The following is a 24417-nucleotide window of genomic DNA, read 5'->3' on the forward strand; positions in this document are numbered from 1 at the left end:
CATGAGCAAAGCTGATTTTGTCGGCGCGCAATCATTTCCGGTCGGGATGTGGGTACCGCCTCCGGCAGCCGAGATTTCCGTCGAGCGATACAAGGAAATACGCGACGGCGGGTTTACTTTTGTAATCGGATTCAGGGAGATCGAGGATGGCGAGGAGACGGTGCGCAAGGCGCTCGATTGCGCCGAGGCGAACGGCCTCAAGTACCTGGTCAGCGATCCGCGCGTGAAAAATCTGGCTATATCCGAGGTGGCGCAAATGGGGCCGCTCGTCGCCCCGTATACCGCGCATCCCGCCTATATGGGGCATTTGTTCTTCGACGAGCCGGGCGCCGGCGAATTCGAACGGTTGGCCGCGCTTGCCGAGAGCTACTATACGCATGTGCCTGACGGTCTGGCGTACGTCAATTTGCTGCCCACTTACGCGAAGCCTCCGATGTGGGGGGCGGATACATACGCGGACTATGTGGAGCAATTTCTCAGCACGTTTAAGCCGAAGGTGTTGTCGTACGACCATTATCCGCTCTTGATGGAGAAGAACAAACCGGACTACTTTGCGAACCTATGGTCGATTAGCGAAGCTTGCCGCCGGCACGACGTGCCGTTTTGGCTTTTTATTCAGACGCTGTCGTTCAACGGCAAATACAGGGAACCGAACGAAGCTGAGCTTCGTTGGCAGGTCTATCTGAGTCTGGCTTTCGGAGCGGTGGGGATCCAATACTTTACCTATTGGTCGCCCGACGATTGGAATAACGAGACCTTCGGGGAAGCGCTCATCCGCAAGGACGGCTCCAGAACCGAACAGTACGACCGCGTCAAGCGAATCAACGAGGAGCTGGCCGTCGTGGGTCCGGTCCTGCAGGCCTTGCAGCCGGAAGGCATTCTCGTATGCGGGGAGATTCCGGACGGTGTCGAGCGCGTGTTGCCGTCCTTCGGACCGGTAACCGCTCTGGAAGGCGACCCGGTCGTCGCGGGTTGTTTCTCCGCCGACGGGCAGCCCGATTCGTTGTTTATGGTCAACCTCAGTCACGACGATCTGGCCGAATCCGTCATCGTATTCGATCAGGCGCCTGCCCTGACGATCCGCTTGGAGCCGGGAGCGGGTAAGCTGATTCGGCTGCGGGAGACAAACGGAGCGTAGTGAATGTGCGGAGCGCAGGGAGAGTACGAAGCGCAAGCAGTGAATGTACGAAGCGCATGCAGTGAATGTACGGAGTGCATGCATGGAATGTTTAAGAGCGTCCTTGGCGGGGACGTTCTTTTTATTTTCCGGAGGGTGGATGGAGGGGATTGTTGTTGGTTGACGCGCAGCGTGTTGCTTGTTAGAAACGAAGCCTATACTATATAGAGCAGGGTGCGTATTAACTTGCGCTTACAATCACAATGGACGGGATGGATTCAATTGAGCATAGATGAAGTGAAAAATGAATTGCCTCCGAATTATGAAGAGCTAAAGGGAGCCGCGAATCGGACGTCCAGTTGGAGAGAACGATTGAATGCCGTGGAAGAGCTGGGTCAGTGGAACACGCCCAAAACGATCGACGTGCTCAAGCACAGGTTAAATAACGACACGGTCTATCAAGTTCAAGAGGCCGCATACCGTAGGCTTAAGCAATGGGGCGAAGACGTTCAACCGCCAACGAGAAAAACAGGCGACCTAATCAAAGGCGTTACTAAAATCCTGGTACGAATTAAGAAAAGCTTGCCGGCAGGTCATACCTTCGAAGCGTTTAAAGAGAAGCTGAAAAAGATGAGACTCGACGTCTATGATGCCTATGAAGGCGAAAGAGGCGCCGACTTCGATACATGGCTTGAAAAGGTTTGGACTTCGTTATAGTAGTAGGATAGCAAATGCCAAAGCCAACTCCGCAGTCGGATTTGGCTTTTTTTGCGTGCGCATCGGCTGGTCGGAGTCTCTCGAAGGTTATGCGAATCGAAAAACCTGCAATGGTACATCTATTTTCTACCGAGCAGCGGCGTTTGATGAAATGCCTGCAAATATGCAGGCAAATCTCAAAGAAGGAGGCAGCAGCCGCATGAAATACCGAAATAGATGTATTTTTGCAGGCATTCTCTTTGAAAGGGGCCCCTCTAGGCGAAAAAGATGTATTTTTTCAGGAATTGAAACGAAAGCGCAAGTGGGGAGGCTGCCAATCAGCCGAGGTTATGCTTGAACGAACACAGTTAATATCATTTTATATTGACATAATACAAATTATAAAGATATATTTTGTTATGTAATAATATATATCAAGACTGAATTTTCCTTCGGAGGTGTGTAATGAAGAAAAAGAGGTTAAGTTTTTTGGTAGCGCTAACAATAGCGGGGTCTATTCCTGCGTATGCGGCGGCGAATCCCGCGACCGACCCGCCGGTCGTGCGTACGACATTCCAGACGTCGGCGGCAGGGGACAATGAGAGCGCCCACGTATTGACGGATTCGGTGATGGTCTATGTTGGCGAGCCTGCGTCGATACAATCGAAGGTTTCGGCTTGGGCTAATCGGGGATATCAAGTGGATGTGATGATGGCTTTAAATCGGGACATGAATTATTACAAACGGGGGCTCTATGACGGCGTAGAACACGAGGACGAAATTCAGAAGGATAAGAGCGGGAATCTCATCACCCACTCGACCAGCGTCGATGTCCCTTATATGGTGCCGACGGAGAATTGGAATAACTTCATTTATTCCATGGCGAAGACGAGTATTGATGCAGGCGCCAGACGGATTGTGTTCGAGGAGCCGGACGTGTTCATCAAATCCGGCTATTCCGACGCGTTTAAACGAGAGTGGCTGGCTTATTACGGGGAAAATTGGGTGGACCCTTCTTCCTCGAAGGAAGCGGCGTTCAAATCGCAGAAGCTTAAAGTGTATTTGTGCTATCGTGCGCTTAAAGAAGTATCCGAACGAATCAAGGCGTACGATCCGGACGTCAAAGTATTGGTGGCCTCGCATACGGCGATCAGCTACCTCATGTACGGGATCACGACTTCGAACTACGACTATTACAACATTCCGACGATCGACGGTTATATTGCGCAGGTATGGAGCGATACCGCGCTTGTGCCGGTTCCGACGAACGGGACGAGCGAACGGCGGGTTTTTGAATCCGCTTACATCGATTATTCCTCTTTTGCTCATTTAAAATTGGACGATGACGGCAAGCAGCTGTACGCGTTGGCCGACCCGAAGGCCGATACGCCGGGATATAGCTGGACGGAGTACGAGCAGTTTTATAAAACGACCATTGCCGCGCAGCTGATGCAGCCGCAATTCAAGCAGTTTGAAGTCGTGCCGTGGTCGGAGCGCGGATTCGCGCAGGCGCCGGGGGCTTATAAGACGATCCAAACCAATGTGTACCGGGCGCTGCAGGATATGTACGACAAATCCGCAACGATCGAGGCCGGCTCGCAGGGGATCGGCATCTTGTACTCGGATACGATCTCGCAAATGTCGACCGTAGGCGCAGTCACGTCATTCTATGGTCCGATGGTTCCTTTGGTGGCCAAGGGCATACCGCTGCAGGTGATTCCGGCGGAAACGTTGACCAAGCCGCATGCTTTGGCCGATACGAAGGTGTTGTTCGTCAGCTATGACGATTGGAAGGCCATCGAAGGCAACGCGGGTGCCGGAAACGGCACGGGCGCCAAGGTGAACGACGCCTTGCGCGACTGGGTGAAGGCCGGCGGCGTTCTGGTGTACACCGGGGGCTCCGGCAGTACGGACCAATTAAATGAGTGGTGGACGGAAAAGAACCTGTCTTCGCCGAAGCAGGACCTGTGGAACAAGCTTGCGTTAAACGTAACGGGCGAGCGGGCTTCCGACGGTACGAACGATGTCGTGCTGCAAGCTTCGGGCGGGACCGGCGTATTCGGCGGACGTTCCTCGATTAACGTTCCGAAGCGGTTTACCGTGACCGCTGCCGAGCTCGGTGCAAGAGCGACTTCGCTGTACGCCGCGAATGGCCGGTCCGTTGCTTATGAGCAAGCGGTCGAGCAAGGCAAGGTCATCGTCATGGGCGTATCGCCCGATTATTTTCTTCCAGCCCGGCGGCTTCTCAGCTCATCCGCGATATTGCGAAATATGCGGTGGAGCAAGCGGGCGGAACGTACGCCGAGGCGAATCTGTTGAAGTCCGTCCGCGGACCGTATACGACGATTCAAGTGATGGATCAGCCGGAGCAATTGCAATTGCAAGGCGCCTACATCGATCTGTTCGACGACCGGCTGCAGGTCGTTACAGGCATGACGGAGATGCAGCCCCGCACCAATGCGATGCTGTACGACATCAATGACCGAGATGCGGTGAAGCCCGAGGTGTTGTTCGCAAGCGGCGACCTGACGGAAGTCGTGGAAGGCGCGGCCGAAACCAGCTATAAGCTGGCCGGTACGCCGGGTTCCCGTGCGAGCGCCAGACTGGGCGCGCCTGCGGGACTGTATCCGGAGACGGTGACGGCAACGGATGCCGCGAACGAACCCGTAACCGTATCGACGGAATGGGAGAACGGCTCGAGGACGCTGCTGATCCGGCACGATCATCAGAAGCAAGGCGTGACGATCCGCGTCCAGTGGTCGAGTACGCCGGTACCCGATTCGGCGCCGGTCGACTTTGCAGAGAAGCGCGTGGAGACGAATCAGAATGATCGTGACGCCGCCTATAAAGTCCGTTACACCGGCGGCCAGCACCCCGATTTTAGATATACGGACCACGATCAGGAGCTTGTTTATAAATTCAATGTCAATCAATATCCGCAAGCCAGCCTGATGCTGGAGCTCGCGAACAACTATGTCATCAGCGTCTCCGGCGACGATGCGGCCTGGACGGAGCTTTTCCGCGCGGACCTGGATGCCAACGGAGAGCCGGTCGTCGGAGGCGCGAATAAAGGAATACGAAGGATCGGCGATTTGGCCCAATATGCGAATGCCGACGGCGAAGTCTACGTGAAAATGACGAACGCGGACCCTACAAGAGGATACGGTCCCGTTATGTACAGCTTCACGCTTAGTTACGAAGAGCGCATTGCGCCATTTACCGTGCGCGCGAACGACACCTTGAACATCCAGCCGGGAGAGACGAAAGCCCTGGAGCTGGCCGTGACCAATCGAGATACGGCAGCCCATCAGGTCGAGATGTCGATTCTTCCTACCGTAAAGGATGCCTTGTCTTTCGTTCCGGAATCGACTGCAGAGGGAGACTACCTGGTCGAAAACGCGGGCTCGGCGATATCCGGAGGCGCGCGTTATGCGGATGGCGCCAACTATTTCGTTTACAAGATCCCCGTGCCGCAGGACCTGGGCAACCCTGTAATAAAATTGGCTTTGTCCAACCGCTTTGAAGTGTCGCTGTCGGCCGATGGAACGGATTGGACCGTCGTGGATTACGAGCCGGACAGCGCCGTAGAGGGAAGCACGAACAACAGGGAGCGCAGCTACCCGGTGAGCGGTTACCAAAGCGATGCCGGATCGGTCTATGTCAAGATCGGCGATCGTTACGGACGGGGCTGGGGCGGCATGCTCCACAGGCTGACGCTATCCGGCGATAGCGAACCGGAGCTGGCGATCGCTTTCCCGGACAATAACATAGAGATCCTGCCGCATCAGACGCGAACGATTCGCGTCCAGGTCACGCCGAATGCGGATATTGCGTCTTCTTCGCCGCAGCAGCCGATCCGTCTGTCGGCAGGCGCGATCGGAGTCGACTACATGCTGCCGATCAAGATCAACTTCGTTAAACCGGTCTATGCAGGCAATTGGGCATCCTCTCCGATCTCGGTAGACGGTGTCGTGAATGAAAGCGAATGGAGCGACGCGAAGGACATCGTCATTAATCAGCGCGATCCGGATCTGCTGCGTTATGGCGCATTGTGGGGGAATACGGGGACCATCAACGCCAAGTACCGGCTGAAGTGGGACGACAAAAATCTGTACGTGCTGGAGCAGCGGGAAGACAGCGAGTTCCTGTTTACCGAGACGGGCGCCAATATGTTCAGCTCGACGGCGTCGATGCTCTTCCTCGATATCGACCGCAATAAGTCGGGGGCGGCATACCGGTCGGGCGATTATGCGGTCCTGTTCACGGCCGGCGGACCGGATTCGCAGCCGCATGTCTTTATGAGGCAGGGAGAGGACGGCGGGGTGCAACAATATCCGTTAGCCGATGCGGTTATTAAATCTACTATCGATACGGTGGCCCACAAGTACGTGCTCGAGTTGGCGATTCCTTGGGACGCTTTGCAAACGACGCCTTTCGTTCCGGGCAATGACCGGCTCGTGGGGATGAGCATGCTCGCGACCCGCAAGCTCAGCGGCGACGTATGGGGACAGCTCATGTGGATGGGCAATGGCGACGATCAGGCGAATTGGGCGGATATGAAGCTGGTCGGCAAGCCTGCGCCGGAGATCCCGCCGACGGTAACTGTAGACACTGGCAAACAACAAACGGTTACGGAGGCAGATCTCAAAAATGCTAAGGATGGCCTGATCAGCATTCAAGTCCTGGAAAATAAGGAATCCGTGCTGCTTCCGACCAACATAGCCGACCTTATCGGTTCGAATCGTTTGCAAATCGCGCAAAACAAGATGACGATCGCGTTCTCCAAGACGCAGCTGCAAAGCATTCAGGGCGCCGCCACCGGCGCGCAGGCCAACGGCGCGCAAATCCGTTTCTCGGCAGCCAGCGTTCCGGGCGAGAAGGTTGCGACGATCGTTCAAGGTTTAAATAAGGGATCGGTTCATGTAACGGCGGCCAGCGACGTCATTGATTTTCAGCTGAACGTCGTTGCCCAAGACGGCTCGGTCCTGCCGGTAACTGCCTTGGCGGAGCCGTTAACGCTCACGTTGAAGGTCGATCCGGACACGAATCCGGGCTTGTTAGGCGCGTACGAAGTGGCTGCGGGCGGAACGATGACGTATATCGGCGGAATATTAGGCAACGGCGTCATGGCTTTTAAAGTTGATCATGCAGCCCAATATGCGGTGCTGGCATACGATAAATCGTTTTCGGATGTGAGCGCGGGCTTCTGGGCCGGAGAAGCGATTAAAAATATGGTTGCGAAACATGTGGTTGAAGGGGTGTCCGATACGCGGTTCGATCCGCAAGGCAACATCACGAGAGCGGAATTCGCGGCCATGATCGCGCGCGCATTGGCGTTAAAGGCCGTAAATAACGCGACATTTAATGATGTCGACGCCGCGAAGTGGTATGCGGACAGTGTCGCCGCCGTCTACGAGGCCGGCATCGTGCTTGGGCGCAGCGCGGATTTATTCGCGCCGAACGATACGATCACGCGCGAGGAAATGGCGGCGATCGCGATTCGCGCTTACGAGCACCAACAGGGGAAAGAGGATGCCATCACGAAGATGGAGTCATTCAGCGACATGGCTCAGATTAGCGTGTGGGCGCAAAACGCAGCGAGTAAAGCGCGAGAGCTGGGCTTGCTTGACGGACGCGGAGATAACCGCTTCGCGCCCAAAGAAAAGCTGACCCGAGCGGAAGGCGCGCAGGTTCTGGCCAAATTGCTGGCCGGCCTCCAATCGTAACCAAGCAAAAAACCGCCCTGCCGCAGCGCTTGAACGCTCGGCGGGGCGGTTCGTTTGTTCCGCGATGATTTACGTCGTCCGTCCTTCGTTCAACTTAACGGGAATGACGATTTGCCGGTTGATGGCGGGATCTTCGATGGCCGCCAGCAGCAAGCCGATCGCTTCTTCTCCCATTTTATCTTCCTGCTGCTCGATGTAAGTGAACCAGCACCCTTGAAAATCGCGGATCGGGGGAGCGTCGAAGGAAAGAATGGCAAGCTCCTCGGGCACCTTTTTGCCCATCATCGCCGCTACATCCGCTACATAAAGAGCGATGGCGCTTGAAAAAGCAAAAATGGCCGTAATTTCGGGTTGGGATTCAAGCCACTTTCCAATCATATCACGACCGAAATTGGGGTCCATATAAGTGACCTCGTCAATCCGGGTCAGCCAGTGCGCGGGTTCGATTTTGAGCCCGGCTTTTTTGGCCATATCCAGATACCCGGAGAAGCGGTCTTCGGAGCTGGACGTTTTGGATTTGGTGCCCGATATGATCCCGATTTGGCGATGGCCTTTTTGAACCAAAAATTCGGTGCCCATGCTTCCGCCGGCAAAATTGTCGGAATAGACGGCATTCGTTTTAATGCCCGGCAGATAGCGGTCGATGAGAACAAAAGGGAAGCCTTCCGTCTTTAAATTCAATACGGCCTCGCTGTACGCTTCTCCGTCTACCGGAAAAATGAGCAGTCCGTCCACGCCCGCGGCGCGCAGGAACCGAATGCCTTCCTGTTCCTCGAACTGCGTCGAAGCAGACCGCACGATAAGAATCAAATTCTGTTCCTTGCAAGCTTCCTGCACGCCGAGCAGCAGCTTCATCGAAAACTCGTCGTTGGCGAGCGGACTCAAAAAGCCCACTTTTTTATAAGGGGCGTTCAAATCGATCGGGATCGGCTCGGAAGAATCGGGATCGGACACAAACGTGCCTTTCCCTGCGATTCGATAGATCAGGCCGTCTTCGACAAGCATCTTGAGCGCGCTCTTGATCGTAATGCGGCTGACGCCGTGCTGCAGGACAAGCTCCGACTCGGTTGGAATCTGGTCCCCGGGCTTTAATTCGCCCTGATTGATCTTTTCTCTAAGCATATCTCTGATCTGGAGGTATAACGGCTGATTATCGGAGGTCAAGGACATATTCCTCTCGTCAAAAGGTATTATAAAGTAATATAACATTATGCTATTACAGACGCAATCAGGGTAAGCTGAATTGCTCAATCTAATTTAAATGTATGATATAAATATAACATAATTAATATTGACATAAGACAATATGTGTACTATGATGTTGCTGAAAGAAAGCGGATACATAAATCTCGAGTCTGGGGGAAGGCATTTGCGTACGATTTGGAAATGGCGATACTTTTACTTATTGCTGACGCCCACGGTGCTGTATTTTATCTTGTTCAGCTATATTCCGTTTTACGGCGTCGTTATTGCCTTCAAAAACTTTCAACCGTTTTTGGGCATAGGAGATAGCCCCTGGGTCGGGTGGAAAAATTTCGAGACGATGTTCTCTTCCGTGAAGTTCCCCGAACTGATCCGCAATACGGTATTGATCAGCTTTTACAGAATTATTTTCGGTTTTCCCGTCCCGATCCTCTTCGCCCTGCTGCTGAATGAAGTGCGCGTCATGTGGTTCAAGCGAAGCATTCAGACGATCGCCTATTTTCCGCACTTTCTGTCGTGGGTCATCTTCGGAGGCATTATCTACAATGTCGTCGGCCCGTCCGGCATCATCAATCTATTGCTTGAAAAGGTCGGCATCGAATCGATCAATCTGTCGGCCAACCCGGATCTGTTCCGCCCGCTGGTCGTCGTCACCGGCATCCTGAAGGAGTTCGGATGGGCGGCGATCATCTACCTGGCTGCGTTGACCGGCATCGATCCTCATCTGTACGAAGCCGCGAAAATAGACGGCGCGAGCAAGCTCCGGCAGATTTGGCATATTACGCTGACGGGCATTCGGCCGATGATCGCGATGCTGCTCATTCTTCAGCTGGGAAGCATTCTGGATGCCGGCTTCGAGCAGATCCTGATCCTGTCCAATCCGGTTGTCTATAGCGTCGGGGACATTATCGACACTTACGTGTACCGCGTAGGACTGCTGGAAGCGAATTATGGATTAGCCACGGCAGTCGGCCTCTTTAAAGGCGTGATCGCTGCGATCTTGATCGTGTCGGCCAATCATATCATTCGACGGACAGGAGAGAAGTCGCTGTGGTAAATCCAACGGTTCAAGCTGAAACGAATGAATTAGCGCTCATCAACCGCCCCAAAAGCTTGGACCGCAATCCGGTATGGGTGCAGACCTTGATTTATCTCGTCCTGACCGCGATGGCGCTCGTCACCTTGCTGCCGATTCTGAATGTGTTCGCGATGTCGTTCAGCGAGGCGGACGCGATTTTTAAGCACCCGCTCATGATTATGCCTTACAGCTTTACCTTTGCGGCCTACGAATATATTTTTTCGACCTCCATCTTGCTGAAGTCGTTTTCCGTCACCGTCTTTGCCACGGTCGCCGGCACGCTCTGCAATCTGGCCTTTACGATAACCGGAGCCTACTCGCTATCCAAAACCGCGCTGCCGGGCAACAAATTTCTGCTATGGATCTGCATCTTCCCCATGCTGTTCGGGGCGGGACTGATCCCGACCTACATGCTGCTCAAGGAACTGCACCTGCTCAATAACATCTGGGTGCTGGTCGTATCGGGCATGGTCGTTCCTTTTAACCTGATCCTGATGCGCAATTTCTTCTGGAGCATTCCGGAGGAGCTGGAGGAGGCGATGCGGATCGACGGGGCTTCCGATATGGGGATCTTGTGGAAGATGATCATCCCGCTCTCGAAGCCGGCAATCGCGACGATCGGCCTTTTTTACGCCGTGGGCCACTGGAACGACTTTTTTACCGGCCTGTTTTTTCTGAACGATAATACGAAATGGCCGCTTCAGGTGCTGCTTCGTTCGATCGTCATCGATATGAATGCGCTCAATACGCGAGGGGTAACGGCGGTGATCGGGCAAGATGCGACCAAGATCATGCTGACGCCCGAAAATATCAAGGCGGCGGCCATCATTTTCTCGATCGTACCGATCCTGCTGGTCTATCCGTTTCTCCAGAAGTATTTCGTAAAAGGCATCATGCTAGGCTCCGTGAAAGGTTAAGCGCGTTGGGAGATCCGCCAGGATTTTTCATATAAAACAATTGGCGAAGGGGTGTCGTGCAACATGCGTAAGCGTGGACTTATTCTGCTCGTTCTGGCAATGATTGCGACAATGCTAGCGGCTTGCTCCGGCAACAAAGAAAACGGAAAAGCAAGCGAGTCGAGCTCGGCTCAGGGAGGAGAGCAGACTGCAAGCGCGTCTGCGGGGAGTAAAGAAAAGACGGCCAAGTTCAGTTATGTCCGGCCGGTGTGGGGGGCGGCCACCTATACGAAAGGCGGCGCCTACGAGAAAGAGATGTTCGAGAAAGCCAATGCAAAAATCGACGTACAGATCATACCCGTAACCGAATACGACCAGAAAATCATGACCGTCATCGCATCCGGCGACATTCCCGACGTGTTCTGGGCAGCGGGACCGACGGACAAGAAGTTCAAGGATATGCAGGACCAGGGCGCCTTTTTGAGAATTAACGAATACCTCGATAAATACCCCGCCATCAAGGAAGCCGTGCCGCAATCGGTGTGGGATATGCTGACGGACGACAAAGGCAATATTTATTTTATCCCCAACGTATCCAATCCGCTTATTCCGATCTTTATGTACTACCGCCAGGACATCTTCGAGAAGCTCGGCATTCCGGAACCGAAGACGGTTAAAGAGCTGGAAGATGCCTTGGCCAAAATCAAGCAAAGCGATGCCAAGATGATTCCGCTGACCGCCCAGGATACGATCTGGGGACTTGGCGCACTGTCGACCTCGTTTGGCTTCACGCATTTCGGTTGGGGACCGGCGACCGGAGAAGACAAAGAAAACCCGAATACGATCGTTCCTTTCTATCTGACGAAAGAGATGAAGGAATACTACTTTTACTTGAAAGACCTGAGGGCCAAGGGGCTGCTGGACAAGGAATTTCTGATGGCGAAAAACTGGGATCACGCCAAGCAAAAGTTTACTTCCGGCCAGGCGGCGGTGCTCGGCATCAACTGGGGTTACGGTCCGGAGATCTACTCGACCTTGAAGAAGACGCATCCGGAAGCGAAGATCGGCATTCTCCCGCCGCTGGAAGGCCCGGGCGGCGCGATGGGCGGCATTCGCCCGTTCGGCGCTTGGGACAGAGGCATGTACGTGAACGCGAAAATGTCCGATCCCGACGGATTCTTCCGCGTGCTCAACTGGACGCTTACGGAAGGCAGCGACTTTAGAAGATACGGCGTCGAAGGCAAGACCTACAACGTGGTAGACGGCAAGAAGGTGCTGCTGGGAGAAGACGAGAAGGCAGCGGATTATAAGACAGGTCAGATCGAACCGCTGAAGTTCCTGCAGCCGATGTCCGAAGCGCTGGATTGGGACACGATCGAAGCGACCTACGAAGGCTCCGGCGTCGGAGAAGCCTTCGCGGACGCCAAAGCCAAATTTGAGGCCTACAACGCCGTTCAATATCCGGAATACCGCAATCCGACCGTCTTTTCTCCGCTTGAAGTCGAGCAAGGCGCGCAGCTGTACACCGATTACCTGCAATCGGTCATCGACGGCGCGATTATCAACGACAAGGTGACGGAACAGGAATGGGATACGGCCATCGACAAGTATCTGAAGGCCGGCGGACAGAAGATCGTCGACGAAGTCAACGCGCTTCAGAAAAATAAAACGAAGCCCAAGTATTAAAAAGAGGATAGGAGAATACGGAGAATGACCCTACAGCAACAGAGCAAGCAGCTCGGCAAAGTATTCGTCGTCTCTCATACGCACTGGGACAGGGAATGGTACCAGGACTTCCAAAGCTTCCGGACACGGCTCGTCTATATGATGGATGAATTACTTGAACGTCTGCAGAAGGACGATTCTTATCGTCACTTCATGCTGGACGGTCAGACGATCATGATCGAGGATTACCTGCAAATACGCCCGGAACGAAAAGATGAGCTGTTGAAGCATTTGCGGGAGGGCAGATTGATTGCGGGACCCTGGTATGTGATGCCGGACGAATTTCTCGTGAGCGGGGAGTCGCTTGTGCGCAACTTGCTGACCGGCTTCCGGCAATCGCGTCAAATGGGGTTCGAGCCTATGAAGTCCGGCTACGTGAACGATATTTTCGGACACAACAGCCAGATGCCGCAAATTTTCCAAGGTTTCGGCATCGATAATGCGGTTTTGTTCCGCGGCTTTTACGGCAACGCGGATCCTGCGGAATTGTGGTGGGAAGGCGCCGACGGCAGCCGATTGCTTGGCTTGAAGCTGGATGAAGACCGATCGTACAGCGACTTTTACTTCTTCCTGCGCTGGCCGTTCGTGGACCGGGGATTTCAGTACGAGGAGGAAGAGCTGATCGAGCGCGCCGAGGGGATGCTCGCGTACAAAGCCAAACGCGCGACGACGGACATTGCGATCAGTCTCGACGGCTGCGACCACATTGAGATCGAACCGAATCTCGGATGGATGCTGGAGCGGTTAAACGAAAGGACGCCGGGCGTCGCGTGGGCGCATAGCACGATCGAAGCTTATGTCGCAGCGCTGCGCGCCCGGATCGGCGAGCTTGAAGTGTTCAAGGGCGAGCAGCGCATGCCCGGCTATAACGGCGTCAATAACATGGTGCTGGCGAACGTTCTTTCGTCCCGCGTCCATCTCAAGCAGCACAATCAGCACTGCGAGAACTTGCTGACCGGGTGGGCGGAGCCGTGGAGCTCGTTTGCGTCGCGGGAAGGCCGACCTTACCCGAAAGCGTTTCTCGATCAGGCCTGGAAGCATCTGCTTGAGAACCATCCGCACGACTCGATATGCGGATGCTCGATCACGCCGGTGCACGAGGATATGCTGTATCGCTTTGCCCAGAGCCGTTCGCTCGGGGAAGGCATGCTGACCGAAGCGTTCAATTATGTGTCGGGGCATATCGCGGAGAAGGCATTGGAGGGCAGGCATGCCGCCGTGCTGTTCAATTCGTCCCAGCGCCCGGTCGACGGCGTGGTGCAAGTCGAATTGGAGCTGCCGCTCAATTCGGCCGTGCCCGCCATCTCTCCGCAGATCGGCGGCACGAACTTCCGCTTGCTGGACTCGGAAGGCGAAGCGGTGCTTTTCCAGGTCGTCAGCGTGAAGAAGCAGAGCATGAGAAGATGGCGTCCCTACCGCGATCTTCCGCGCGGGGAGCAGGTCGACAGGATCACCGTCGCGCTGAAAGGCGACATTCCCGCGTTCGGTTATACGACCTACACCGTCGATATGCAAGCATCGGAGCTGCCGGGCAAAGGAGAATACGCATTCCGTCGGGCTGCGGAGCCCGTACGTTACGTCGGCAGTCAGCAGACAGCGCCGAACGTATGGGAAAACGGCAAGCTGCGCCTGGAGGTCGCGGCGAACGGCACGCTGTCGCTTCGCGATCTGGAGACCGGCTATGAAACCGAAGGCTTGCTGGCCCTCGAGGATCAAGCGGACATCGGGGACGGCTGGCAGTATATCGCGCCGGTCGGCAACGAGACGGTAAGCTCGACGGTCGGCCGCGCGTCGGTGTCCGTCGTGCACGACGGGCCGCTGGAAACCTGTCTGCGCCTGGCGCTGCAGCTGGAAGTGCCGGAAGAGATCGCTTCGGACCGAATGAAGCGTTCGGACAAGCGGATCGGACTGCCGGTCACGACCTATATCACGCTGCGCAAGGACGATCCGGTCATCCGCTGCCGCACGATCGTCGATAACGGCGTACGCGACCACCGCCTCAAGCTGCTGTTCCCGACGCGCGTCGACAGCGACCGTTATTATACGGGCACGCCGTTCGATCTCGTGGAGCGAAGCGTCCAGCTGCCGGATTATAGCCGTCATATCGAGAAGGACAGCGGGATCGTGCCTTCGAATGGGCTGCTGGCCATTCGGAGCGAACGGCATGGGTTCGCGATTTACAGCAAGGGGCTTTACGAAGCGCAGCTGCGCAGCGACCGGACGCGGACGGCGGCGCTTACGCTGTACCGCAGCACGAGGGACGAGGTGATGAGCGACGGCGGCGACGGCGGACAATTGCTGGGACGACTGGAATTCGAATATGCGTTCCGGCCGTTTAATCCCGCCGTTACCACTTGGGGCGACTTGCTCGCCGATCAGCAGCAGTTTTCGCTCGGCATTCGGGCCGTGAACCGGAAGCCGGGGCCGGTCGCCTTCGAGACGCTGCACAGACGCGACAGCAACCTGCCTGCCCGACACGCCTACCTGAACCTGACGGGCTCCGATCTGATCGTCAGCGCCTGCAAGCGGGCCGAAGACGATGCCGACGCCTGGATCATCCGGTTGTGGAACAGCGCGAATAACGAGTCGAGCGGTTGCATTCAACCGGCGGATCCTGTGATCAAGGCGGAGCGGACGAATCTGGATGAGCAGACCGTCGGTACGCTCCAGGTCGAGCAGGGGAACATCCTGCGCGTTACGGCGAAGCCCAAGGAAATCGTAACCTTGAAGCTATGGTTTGGACTGAATAGGGAGCGTTAACCGATGCGCATCGATCTGACGGAAAATTGGGAATTGACCGGATCGTACCCCGGCTTCTGGGCGTTCGGGCGGAGCATGGAAGTGGGCGTGCAGCTCAAGGGGATCGTCCCCTGGATTCCGGCCGAAGTGCCCGGCAGCGTCCATTGGGATTTGCACCGCGCAGGCTACTTGCCCGACCCGTATTATGGCGCGAACGCGCCGGCTTGCGAATGGGTGAACCAGCGGGACTGGCTGTACAGAACCGCTTTTACCGCCGAAGCGTCGTGGAAAGGCAAACGGATCGCGCTGGTGCTCGAGGGCGTCGATCATTCGGCGCAGGTGCTGCTTAACGGCGAGCGTATAGGCAGTCATACGGGGATGTTCGTTCCCGGCGAATTCGATCTGTCGGCATCGCTGCGGTACGGCGAGAGCAATACGTTGGTCGTGGTCGTAGAGCGATCGCCGGACGGGGTGGCGCAGCTCGGCTACACCCAGCAGGTGGACCATCTGAAAAGCAGATTCGGCTACAGATGGGATTTCTGCCCGAGGCTGGTGCATATCGGACTTTGGAAGGGCGTCAGCCTGCAAATATCGGAATGGAGCCGGCTGGACAACGTCAGGGTCGAAGCGGTTCCCGGCGCGGACGGAAGCGGCGAGGCGACGGTCAGCGCCGCGATCGACAGCGTACGGTCGGGGCGATTCCGGCTAACGGCCGAGCTGTACGAACCTGGCGGCCGGCTCGCCGCAGCGGCAAGCGTTGAAGGCGAAGCGGTTCCCGGCCTGCAGACGGTCAGGCAGCGCATCTCGGTTCCGGACGCGCGGCCGTGGTGGCCCAACGGTTATGGGGAGCAGCCGCTGTACCGGTTGAAGCTGCGGCTCGAGGCGGCTGATTCGGAGGGCGAATATCGCTCCTCCGACGATCATGAGTGCCGTATCGGCTTCCGCACGCTGTCGTTCCGCGCCAATCCCGGCGCCCCCTCCGATGCGCTTGCTTTTACGGTGGCAGTGAACGGAGAGCCGATTTATATCAAGGGATGGAACTGGGTGCCCGCCGATCAGCTGTACGGCAGACGCCGCGAGGACCAGGTCCGGCACCTGATCGCGCTGTCCAAACGTGCCAACGTCAACATGCTTCGCGTATGGGGCGGCGGCCTGATCGAGAAGGACTTCTTCTACAGGCTTTGCGACGAAGCGGGCATTCTCGTCTGGCAGGAGATGATGCAGTCCAGCTCGGGCTTCAATAACGAGCCGTCCGCAAGCCCCGCTTTTCTCCATACCGTCTCGCATACGATGCGGCACGTCATTCGCGACAAACGCAATCATCCGTCCCTGGCCGTCTGGTGCGGCGGCAACGAGCTGACGGAGGGCGGGCATCTGGATAGCCAGATGGTGCCGCTCACCGACAGGCAGACGAACCTGCGATTGCTTCGGGATCTGGTATCCGATCTCGACGAGACCAAGCTGTACCTGCCCACTTCGCCTTCAGGCCCGACCTTTTTCCTGGAAGAGGCGCACGCCGGCCAAGGCAAGATGTACGACGTGCACGGACCGTGGAAATATGCGGGGGAAACCGCGCATTACCGGCTGTATAACCAGAGCGATGCGCTGCTTCACAGCGAATACGGCGGAGACGGCTTTGCTTCGATCGAAAGCATAGAACGCTTCATGCCGGCGCATCGGATGGAAGCCGGGCATGCAGGGTCGGTGGAGTGGTTGTTGCATGGCTATGAATACTGGAATATGGACGACCAGCTGCAAAGCCTGTTCGGCGCCTCCTTCGGCACGTTCGAACGGATGGTTATGGCGTCGCAGTGGCTGCAAGCGGAAGGCATCCGGTACGCCGTCGAAGCGAACCGCAGGCGGGCGCCTCACTGCAGCGGAAGCCTGCTATGGCAGCTTAACGAACCGTATCCGAACGTATCCTGCACGAGCGCGATCGACTACTACGGCGACCCGAAGCTGGCTTACAGCTGGGTGGCGAAGGCGAACCGCAATTTGCACGTCTCGCTGCAGTACGACGGCATTTCCTATCGGCCGGGCGATGCGTTTAGAGGATCGATCTACGTAACGGCGGATGGCAGGAAGGCGGGCGATCTGACGGTGGCATGGACGGCAAGGGACGAGAAAGGCGGCATCCTTGCGGAAGGCTCCTGCTCGCTGCGCGATATAACGAATCCGACCGCTTTAGCAGGCACCGTTGAATTCCAGGTTCCCCGGCTTGCCGCCGTATTCGTCGCGCTTATCGTGGTCGACGCCGCGGAAGGGCGAGCGCTGGCGGACAACGAATATGCCTTCGCCGTCAAGCAAGGGGAAGAGGAACCGCCGCTGCAAGCCTTTCTTTCCCTGCCTGCGACCTCCATCGAATGGGAGGCGAAGGAGGAAGACGGCGGAACGACAGTCGCTGTCCGAAATACGGGAGAGACGGTCGCGTTATGGGCGAGGATGAGCGGCACGGCGCCTGAAGACGGCGGCAACCAACCGGTTGTCCGGCCGCTGGAAGACGGATTTCTGATTTTCCCCGGCGAGTCCGTAGAGCGTCGCTTCGCGGATATTTTGCCTCAGGACCGGCGCTGGCTCGTCAAGGCTATGAATACCACTATCGAGTGAGGTGGTCGTGAATGAAAAAGTCCATTCGTACGCTGGCGACAGCCGCGGTCGCAGTCGCGGCGCTGTCGCAGAGCGCCGTCGCCGCGCAGGCGAACGCCTACACGTTTTTTCAGACCGGGCAAGACTATCGGACCAATCTGCATCTGCCGGTCGACGCCGCGGCTCCTTATTTGATCAGCAACAAAGAGCCCTACGAAAACGCGATCACGAACTACGGCAACGCCGGCTACGAAAAGATGGCGATGATTTCATTCACCCACGACTTTGACAACCGTTATGTCGGCGGCTTCTACGACGGATCGACGCACGACGATATCGTACAGAAGGACGCCGCAGGCAACCTGAAGCAGCATCTGGGCACGCACAGCTACGTGACGCCGACCGCCGGTTGGAACAATTACGTCCGCGACCAAGCGGTCAAGGCGATCGGCAAGGGCGCGACGACGATCATTCTGGAAGAGCCGGAGATCTTCGGCGACGCGGGCTACGAGGACGCGTTCAAGGCCGAGTGGCTCGCCTATTACGGCACGGCGTGGGCCGACCCGGCCGGCAGCGCAGCCAATTTCCTCAAAGCCTCGAAGCTGCGGAATTACTTGCTGCAGCGGGAGATCAACGCCGTCCTCGGGTATATCAAGACCAACTATCCGGCCGTCAAAACGTATATTGCGGCGCACAGCCAGCTCTCCTACTTTCAATGGAAAAATCCTTACGCGGGACAGGAAGGATTGGCGAACGCCGGCGTCGACGGCATCGTCGGGCAAGCGTGGTCCAATACGATGGAAGGCGGCGTGCTGTACGAGGGCTCGTCCGTATCGCTGCCCTTCGAGAACGGCTATCTGGATTACAGCTACTTCGCGCAGCTCGGCCGGGCGAATCCGGGCAAAGACGTCGCGCTCATCATCGACCCGAAGGGCGACGGCTACGCGGCCAAGTCATGGGATTGGCTGGCGGACATGAACGCCCACCAGCTGGCGGCGGCCGTATCGCAGCCGATTGCGTACCGGTACGAGATCCCGATCTGGCCGGAACGGATTATGGGCATCGACGAGAACGAAGCGCCGGAGAGCTTCAAGACCGCGATGGCGAACGAGATTACGGTTTTGAACGATATGCATAATTACACGGGCGCGATCGCAACGTCCAATCGCCCGCTGAAGGCCGGTATCCTGATCTCGGATACGACGAACTGGCAGGCGGGCGGCCCGGGCAATTCGGCCAATCAGGACAGCGTTTATTCGCTCGCGATGCCGCTGCTGCACCGCGGCTTCCTGATCGACGGCGTGCCGCTCGAAGGAATTACGGCCGCTGCGAACCCGCTCAGCCAATTCGATGTCGTCTACGTGAGCTACGACCTCATGAAACCGCAAAGCAGCGCCTACAATATCAAGCTGCGGGATTATGTGAACGGCGGCGGCATCGTCGTTTACTTCGGCGGGCGCACGCCGTACGAGAACACGCCGAACCAATGGTGGAACTCGGGCGGCAGCAGCTACGCCAGTCCCCAGGATCACCTGCTCGGCCTGCTTGGCATCGGCGCGACCGGACGCACGGCCGGCACGTTGTCCAGTGCGACGCTGTCGGCGGAAGCAGGCTCCGCGCTGGCTGCCGGCATCGGCTCGCTGCCTTCGACGTCCGGCGTCGGTTATATCGGCTACACGGGCGGCAGCTTCACGCCGATGTATAAGCAGGGGACGACGACGATCGCGTTCGAGAAGAGCTACGGCGCCGGGAAGTTCGTGTACTTTGGCATCGATCCGTATTATTTCGGGAACAGCGCCGGCGGCAGCTCCAAATTGTTTAACATCATGCAAAATATCGGCTCCGTCTACAAGAGCGCGTCGGTGAGCGCCCAAAACACGATCGCCTATACGAGAGGCCCGTACAAAGGCATCTATTCAATCAGCGGCACGGCGGTGGAGACGGGCAAATACATCGACGTGCTTGATCCCGACCTTCAGGTCGTCACGACGCGCAAAGTCGCGCAAGGCAAGTCGGCGCTGCTGAAGGACGTCTCGGGCATCGCGGTGACGACGATTCCCCGCGTGCTGTTCGCGCAAGGCAACAATCCGGCGATCGCCGAGAGCGCTTCGAGCACCGTCGTTACGGCCAAAGGCGCGTCGAATTCGCTTGGCGCGATTCGTATCTTAAGCAAGGACGGCCTCGTGCCGCAGCTCGCGACGGCGGTGAACGGCAGCGGCCGCAGCACGCTGTATTCGCAGGAATGGGACGACGAGAGCAAGTCGGCGCTGGTCAAATACTGGAACGATCCCGGCGGCGTGACGGTGACGGTGAACTGGAGCGCCGCGGGCGCGCCGGCGAAGCTGCAGACCAAATACGTCGACGATCGGGACGCTGCCGTCACCTATAGCGGAGCCTGGAACAATTGGGACGGCGACAAGCTCGACCATGCCGCGACCGAGAAGTTCAACTACACGGCGGGCGGTTATGCGCAATTCTCGTTCACCGGCAGCCAGATCCGGGTCATCGGCAAGTACGGCGGCAACCAGGGCAAAGCTGACTTCTATATCGACGGCGTGCTGCAAGCGTCCGACGTCGATCTGTATGCGCCGGACGCGCGGTACCGCCAGGTGCTGTTTGCGAAAACGGGGCTGACGGACGCCGCGCATACGGTCAAGGTGGTCGTCAAAGGCACGAAAAACGCCGCCTCGACCAACGCGAACGTCGTCATCGACCGCTTCGAGTACGGTACGTCGCTCGCGACCAAGGTGGACGACCGCCATGCATCCGTCGCGTACACCGGCGGCTGGGGGCAGTGGTCGGACGCGTCGGATTACGCGGGCACGGAGACGTTCGGCAGCGCCGCCGGCAACAACGCGCAGCTGACGTTCACCGGCACGGCGGTTCACGTGATCAGCAATTTCGGCTCGAACGAAGGCCGGGCCAACATTTATGTGGACGGCAAGCTGGTCCGCACGGTCGATCTGTACGGCGCCGCCAAGAAATATCAGCAGATCATCTACAGCACGGCCGATCTGGCGCCCGGCTCGCACACCGTCAAGGTGGAAGTCGACCGGACGAAGCACGCTGCCGCGAGCGATTACAACGTCGTGATCGATGCGTTCGAATACGGTTAAGTTTATTATCGTTTGTATGATGAGAACGTCCTGTCGTATAGGATGTTCTTTTTTTACATCCAATGTCGCGTGTCGCTCGAATACCTGCAATTGTGCATCTATTTTCTGCCGAGCAGCGGCGCTTGATAAAATGCCTGCAAATATGCATCTAAATTTCAAAGAAAGAAGCGGAAATCGCATGAAATAACGAAAAAGATGTATATTTGCAGGCATCCGCTTTGAAATGGTTCATATCAGGCGAAAAAGATGTATTTTTGCAGTTTTATCGGCAGCTTCGTTTAGGATCCAGTCCTACTCGACTCCGCTCCATCGCTTGCCGTCCGGACCGTCGCCACCACCTCAAGGAAATGATGATTGCTTGAGGCCGTTCGGGAATGTGCGGATCATGAGGGTGCCCGGATGCTGGAGAAACGATGGAAGGAAACGATCCCTTCCAATAAAAATGAGCGCGACGTGTTGTTGGAAATCTGGGGATATGCCGGATTGCTGGTGCCGCGCGATACCCCTCGCAAGCACAGAGGAATGAGCGATTGGGACGCGGTCGCGGAATGGCAGGGGGAAGACGGCTATTCGGAGGAAGCGGTCGACTATTACTTTGGAGCATTTTTGTAAATGATTCGATACTAAAAACCTCGCTTCGTGCCCATTCATTCGGACACACGATCCGCTATTTTTACGCAACTCTCGCATTCCCATGCGCTTGTGGACCCTGGATCCGCTATTTAGCCCAATGCAGGCCGTTTAGGCTTTTATTGGGCTAAATAACGTACCTCCGTCCGCAACCGCCGCGTATGGACCGCTTTTTCACAAAATAAGGTCTCCTGTGTCCGCCAGCACATTAACATAACCGCCCCAACCGCCAACCGTCATAACCGCCCGAGACGTGACTCCTCAGCCGCCAACCGTCATTAGATTGGTTATTCCGCCGGCCCCAACAGCTTGCGCAAGCCTGGTGCATAGTCGTCTGGTACGTTGATGGCAGCGGTCAGGCGATCGCGGTGGCAAACGGACATTACGAAGATAGAGCTACATCGACGCGGGTCTTTTTTTCCCGCCCATAGTTTCCTCCAGGTAACTCCCTCACGCGAAAGTGCCTACTTACGCAAATGGAACGATGACTCTACAATGGGCTAGAGCTAAGCAAGCACAATCACCTCTGAAGGAGAGATCATACCATGGAACTTCAATTGGCGCTGGATCTTGTGGATATTGACGGAGCGAAGCAAGTCGTTGCGGAAGTGGCGGATCATATAGATATTGTGGAAATCGGCACGCCTGTCGTCATTAACGAGGGGCTGCGGGCGGTAAAGGAAATCAAGGAGGCATTCCCGTCGCTGCGCGTGCTGGCCGATCTGAAAATCATGGATGCCGGCGGCTACGAGGTCATGAAGGCATCCGAAGCTGGTGCGGACATCGTCACCGTGCTGGGCGTATCGGACGATTCGACGATTCGCGGCGCCGTCGAGGAAGCCCGCAAGCAAAACAAAAAGATCATGGTCGACATGATCAACGTGAAGGACATCGAAGGCAGAGCGCAAGAGATCGACGCGCTTGGCGTTGACTACATCTGCGTTCACTCCGGTTACGACCATCAGGCGGAAGGCAAGAACTCGTTCGAGGAGCTTGCGGCGATCAAACGCGTCGTCAAGCAAGCCAAAACGGCGATCGCCGGCGGCATCAAACTGGACACCCTGCCGGAGGTCATCAAAGCGCAGCCGGATCTGGTCATTGTCGGCGGCGGCATCACCGGTCAGTCGGACAAGAAGGCGACTGCGGCCGAAATGAAAAAACTGGTCAGCCTGGCCTAAACGCATGGAAGCGATCCAATACGTCGCCGAGATCGTCAAGGAGCTCGAGCGTTCCGCCGAGCAGATTGCCGATGCAGAATCCGAGACGCTCGCGGATCTCCTTTTGCAATCGAAAAATGTGTTCGTCGCCGGCGCGGGAAGATCGGGTCTGATGGGACGGGCCTTCGCCATGCGTCTGATGCATACCGGAACCAACGCGTATGTGGTCGGCGAGACGATTACGCCCGGTATCGGCAAAGGCGATGTGCTGATCATCGGGACCGGCTCGGGGGAAACGAAAAGCTTGATCCCGATGGCTCAAAAAGCGAAAAGCTTCGGTGCATCCGTCGTGGCCGTCACGATCGCGCCCGAGTCGACGATCGGAAGCCTTGCCGACGCGGTGGTCAAGCTGCCCGGATCGCCAAAGGATCAAGCGAGCGGCAGCTATACGACCATACAGCCGATGGCTTCGCTGTTCGAGCAGACGTTGTTAATCTTTTATGATGCAATCATTCTCCGGATGATGGAGAAGCAGGGACAGGACACCGGCCGAATGTACGGCAGACATGCCAACCTGGAATAAGCGGACGCCAGCCGCTCAAATAACGGACAGTCCTTGCCTTCGCGGCAGGGGCTGTTCTTTAGTTTCCAAATGGAAGGTATAAGCTTTTACATCCTGTAATCTCCCATTGTATACTGCCTAGAGGAGGGATGACGATGGCGACGGAAATCAAGGATCGAATCGACTTGGCGACGATCAACTGCGAGAAGGAATTGACGCTGGCGGTGATCGGCGGCAAATGGAAGCTCATCATCTTGTGGCATCTTGGCTTGGAAGGCACGAAACGCTTCAGCGAGCTGAAAAAGCTGATTCCTCACATTACGCAAAAAATGCTGACCAATCAGCTGCGCGAATTAGAGGAAGACCAGCTGGTCTCCCGTAAAGTATATCCAGTCGTCCCGCCCCGGGTGGAATATACGTTGACGGAATATGGCGAGAGTCTCATCCCCGTCTTAAAGATGATGTACAATTGGGGCAAAAATTACGGTGAACAGGTCATCTGGAAAGACGGCAAGACGGCTCCGGAGACCGCAGCAGCCGACGCATGATAATCGGTTGTTTGCAGAAAAGAAGGTGAGTATCGTGAACAAGCAATTGATCGTCTCGGCGGAAAAAGGCGACGTGAAACGCGTGCTGAAGCTGCTCGAAGACGGAGCGGACATTAACGCAACGGATCGCGACGGAAGAACGGCCGTCGTGGCAGCCACCTATCACAATCGGGCGGAAGTCGTAAAGGCCCTTATTGAAAAGGGCGCGGACATCAACATCCGCGACCACCGCTTAAATAATGTGCTCTTGTATGCCGGAGCGGAAGGGTACCTCGATATCGTCAAGCTCGCGATCGAAGCCGGTGCCGATTCCAGACTTACGAACCGGTTCGGGGGAATCGCGGTGATTCCCGCTTCGGAACGCGGACATGTCGCGGTTGTCGAAGCGCTGCTTAGCCGTTCGGACACCGATGTGAATCACGTCAATAACCTGCATTGGACGGCCTTATTGGAAGCGGTCATTCTAGGCAATGGCGGAGAAAAGCACCAACAAATCGTGCGGCTGCTGATTAGCCATGGCGCCGACGTGAATATCGCGGATAGAGACGGACTCACGCCGTTGATGCATGCGCGGCAAAGAGGATTCCGGGAAATCGCCGACATTTTAACCGAGGCGGGGGCGTAAGGAGCGGGGGCGA

16 protein-coding genes are annotated in these 24417 nt (G+C 56.5%); 15 read left to right on the top strand and 1 reads right to left on the bottom strand.

The genetic code is table 11. From position 1 onward, the window contains the following. Window position 1 precedes the first annotated feature (1 nt). The 4 genes from ACFSR7_RS35465 to ACFSR7_RS35480 all read left to right on the top strand — a co-directional run bounded on the left by ACFSR7_RS35465 (window position 2) and on the right by ACFSR7_RS35480 (window position 7539). Window positions 2-1138 (top strand): beta-galactosidase, encoded by a 1137-nt coding sequence (locus tag ACFSR7_RS35465; protein ID WP_378169361.1) that lies wholly within the window; start codon window positions 2-4, stop codon window positions 1136-1138. Between the two features lie 261 nt (window positions 1139-1399). Then, entirely contained in the window at window positions 1400-1834 is a 435-nt protein-coding gene (locus tag ACFSR7_RS35470) for a HEAT repeat domain-containing protein (RefSeq protein WP_378169362.1), read from the top strand. Window positions 1835-2302: 468 nt separating this feature from the next. Further along, entirely contained in the window at window positions 2303-4132 is a 1830-nt protein-coding gene (locus ACFSR7_RS35475) for a hypothetical protein (RefSeq protein WP_378169363.1), read from the top strand. Next, window positions 4090-7539 carry an S-layer homology domain-containing protein gene (locus tag ACFSR7_RS35480; RefSeq protein WP_378169365.1) on the top strand — a complete coding sequence of 1150 codons (3450 nt, stop codon included), beginning with the start codon at window positions 4090-4092 and terminating at the stop codon, window positions 7537-7539. The genes ACFSR7_RS35475 and ACFSR7_RS35480 overlap by 43 nt, the downstream gene beginning before the upstream one ends. A gap of 69 nt (window positions 7540-7608) precedes the next feature. Here the strand turns inward: ACFSR7_RS35480 and ACFSR7_RS35485 are convergent, their stop codons facing one another. Continuing rightward, window positions 7609-8703 carry a GntR family transcriptional regulator gene (locus tag ACFSR7_RS35485; protein ID WP_378169366.1) on the bottom strand — a complete coding sequence of 365 codons (1095 nt, stop codon included), beginning with the start codon at window positions 8701-8703 and terminating at the stop codon, window positions 7609-7611. A gap of 205 nt (window positions 8704-8908) precedes the next feature. On the opposite strand from ACFSR7_RS35485, the gene ACFSR7_RS35490 reads away from it, so the two are divergent. The 11 genes from ACFSR7_RS35490 (at window position 8909) to ACFSR7_RS35540 (ending at window position 24404) form a co-directional block, all read left to right on the top strand. Continuing rightward, entirely contained in the window at window positions 8909-9799 is an 891-nt protein-coding gene (locus tag ACFSR7_RS35490) for an ABC transporter permease (protein WP_378169367.1), read from the top strand. Continuing rightward, the gene (locus tag ACFSR7_RS35495; protein ID WP_378169368.1) at window positions 9793-10737 is read left to right on the top strand and encodes a carbohydrate ABC transporter permease; all 945 of its coding nucleotides are present in this window, start codon (window positions 9793-9795) and stop codon (window positions 10735-10737) included. The genes ACFSR7_RS35490 and ACFSR7_RS35495 overlap by 7 nt, the downstream gene beginning before the upstream one ends. Window positions 10738-10800: 63 nt before the next feature. Next, on the top strand, window positions 10801-12402 hold the full coding sequence (locus tag ACFSR7_RS35500) for a type 2 periplasmic-binding domain-containing protein (RefSeq protein ID WP_378169369.1): 1602 nt from the start codon (window positions 10801-10803) through the stop codon (window positions 12400-12402). A 24-nt stretch (window positions 12403-12426) separates the two neighbouring features. Then, window positions 12427-15201, top strand: a complete 2775-nt coding sequence (locus ACFSR7_RS35505) for an alpha-mannosidase (RefSeq protein WP_378169370.1) — start codon at window positions 12427-12429, stop codon at window positions 15199-15201. Window positions 15202-15204: 3 nt separating this feature from the next. Then, window positions 15205-17787 (top strand): glycoside hydrolase family 2 protein, encoded by a 2583-nt coding sequence (locus ACFSR7_RS35510; RefSeq protein WP_378169371.1) that lies wholly within the window; start codon window positions 15205-15207, stop codon window positions 17785-17787. 11 nt (window positions 17788-17798) lie between these two features. Then, window positions 17799-20882, top strand: coding sequence for a hypothetical protein (locus ACFSR7_RS35515; protein ID WP_378169372.1), 3084 nt, complete (start codon window positions 17799-17801; stop codon window positions 20880-20882). Between the two features lie 399 nt (window positions 20883-21281). Beyond that, entirely contained in the window at window positions 21282-21494 is a 213-nt protein-coding gene (locus ACFSR7_RS35520; RefSeq protein ID WP_378169373.1) for a hypothetical protein, read from the top strand. Window positions 21495-22057: 563 nt separating this feature from the next. After that, on the top strand, window positions 22058-22690 hold the full coding sequence (gene hxlA, locus ACFSR7_RS35525; protein WP_378169374.1) for a 3-hexulose-6-phosphate synthase: 633 nt from the start codon (window positions 22058-22060) through the stop codon (window positions 22688-22690). A gap of 4 nt (window positions 22691-22694) precedes the next feature. Continuing rightward, window positions 22695-23252: a 6-phospho-3-hexuloisomerase gene (gene hxlB / locus ACFSR7_RS35530; RefSeq protein WP_378169376.1), complete on the top strand. Its 558-nt coding sequence runs from the start codon at window positions 22695-22697 to the stop codon at window positions 23250-23252. A gap of 134 nt (window positions 23253-23386) precedes the next feature. Further along, entirely contained in the window at window positions 23387-23779 is a 393-nt protein-coding gene (locus ACFSR7_RS35535; protein ID WP_378169377.1) for a winged helix-turn-helix transcriptional regulator, read from the top strand. Window positions 23780-23813: 34 nt separating this feature from the next. Then, the gene (locus tag ACFSR7_RS35540; protein WP_378169379.1) at window positions 23814-24404 is read left to right on the top strand and encodes an ankyrin repeat domain-containing protein; all 591 of its coding nucleotides are present in this window, start codon (window positions 23814-23816) and stop codon (window positions 24402-24404) included. Window positions 24405-24417: the final 13 nt, after the last annotated feature.

Origin of the sequence: Cohnella sp. GCM10020058 (assembly GCF_042683485.1) — a bacterium.
GTDB lineage: Bacteria > Bacillota > Bacilli > Paenibacillales > Paenibacillaceae > Cohnella.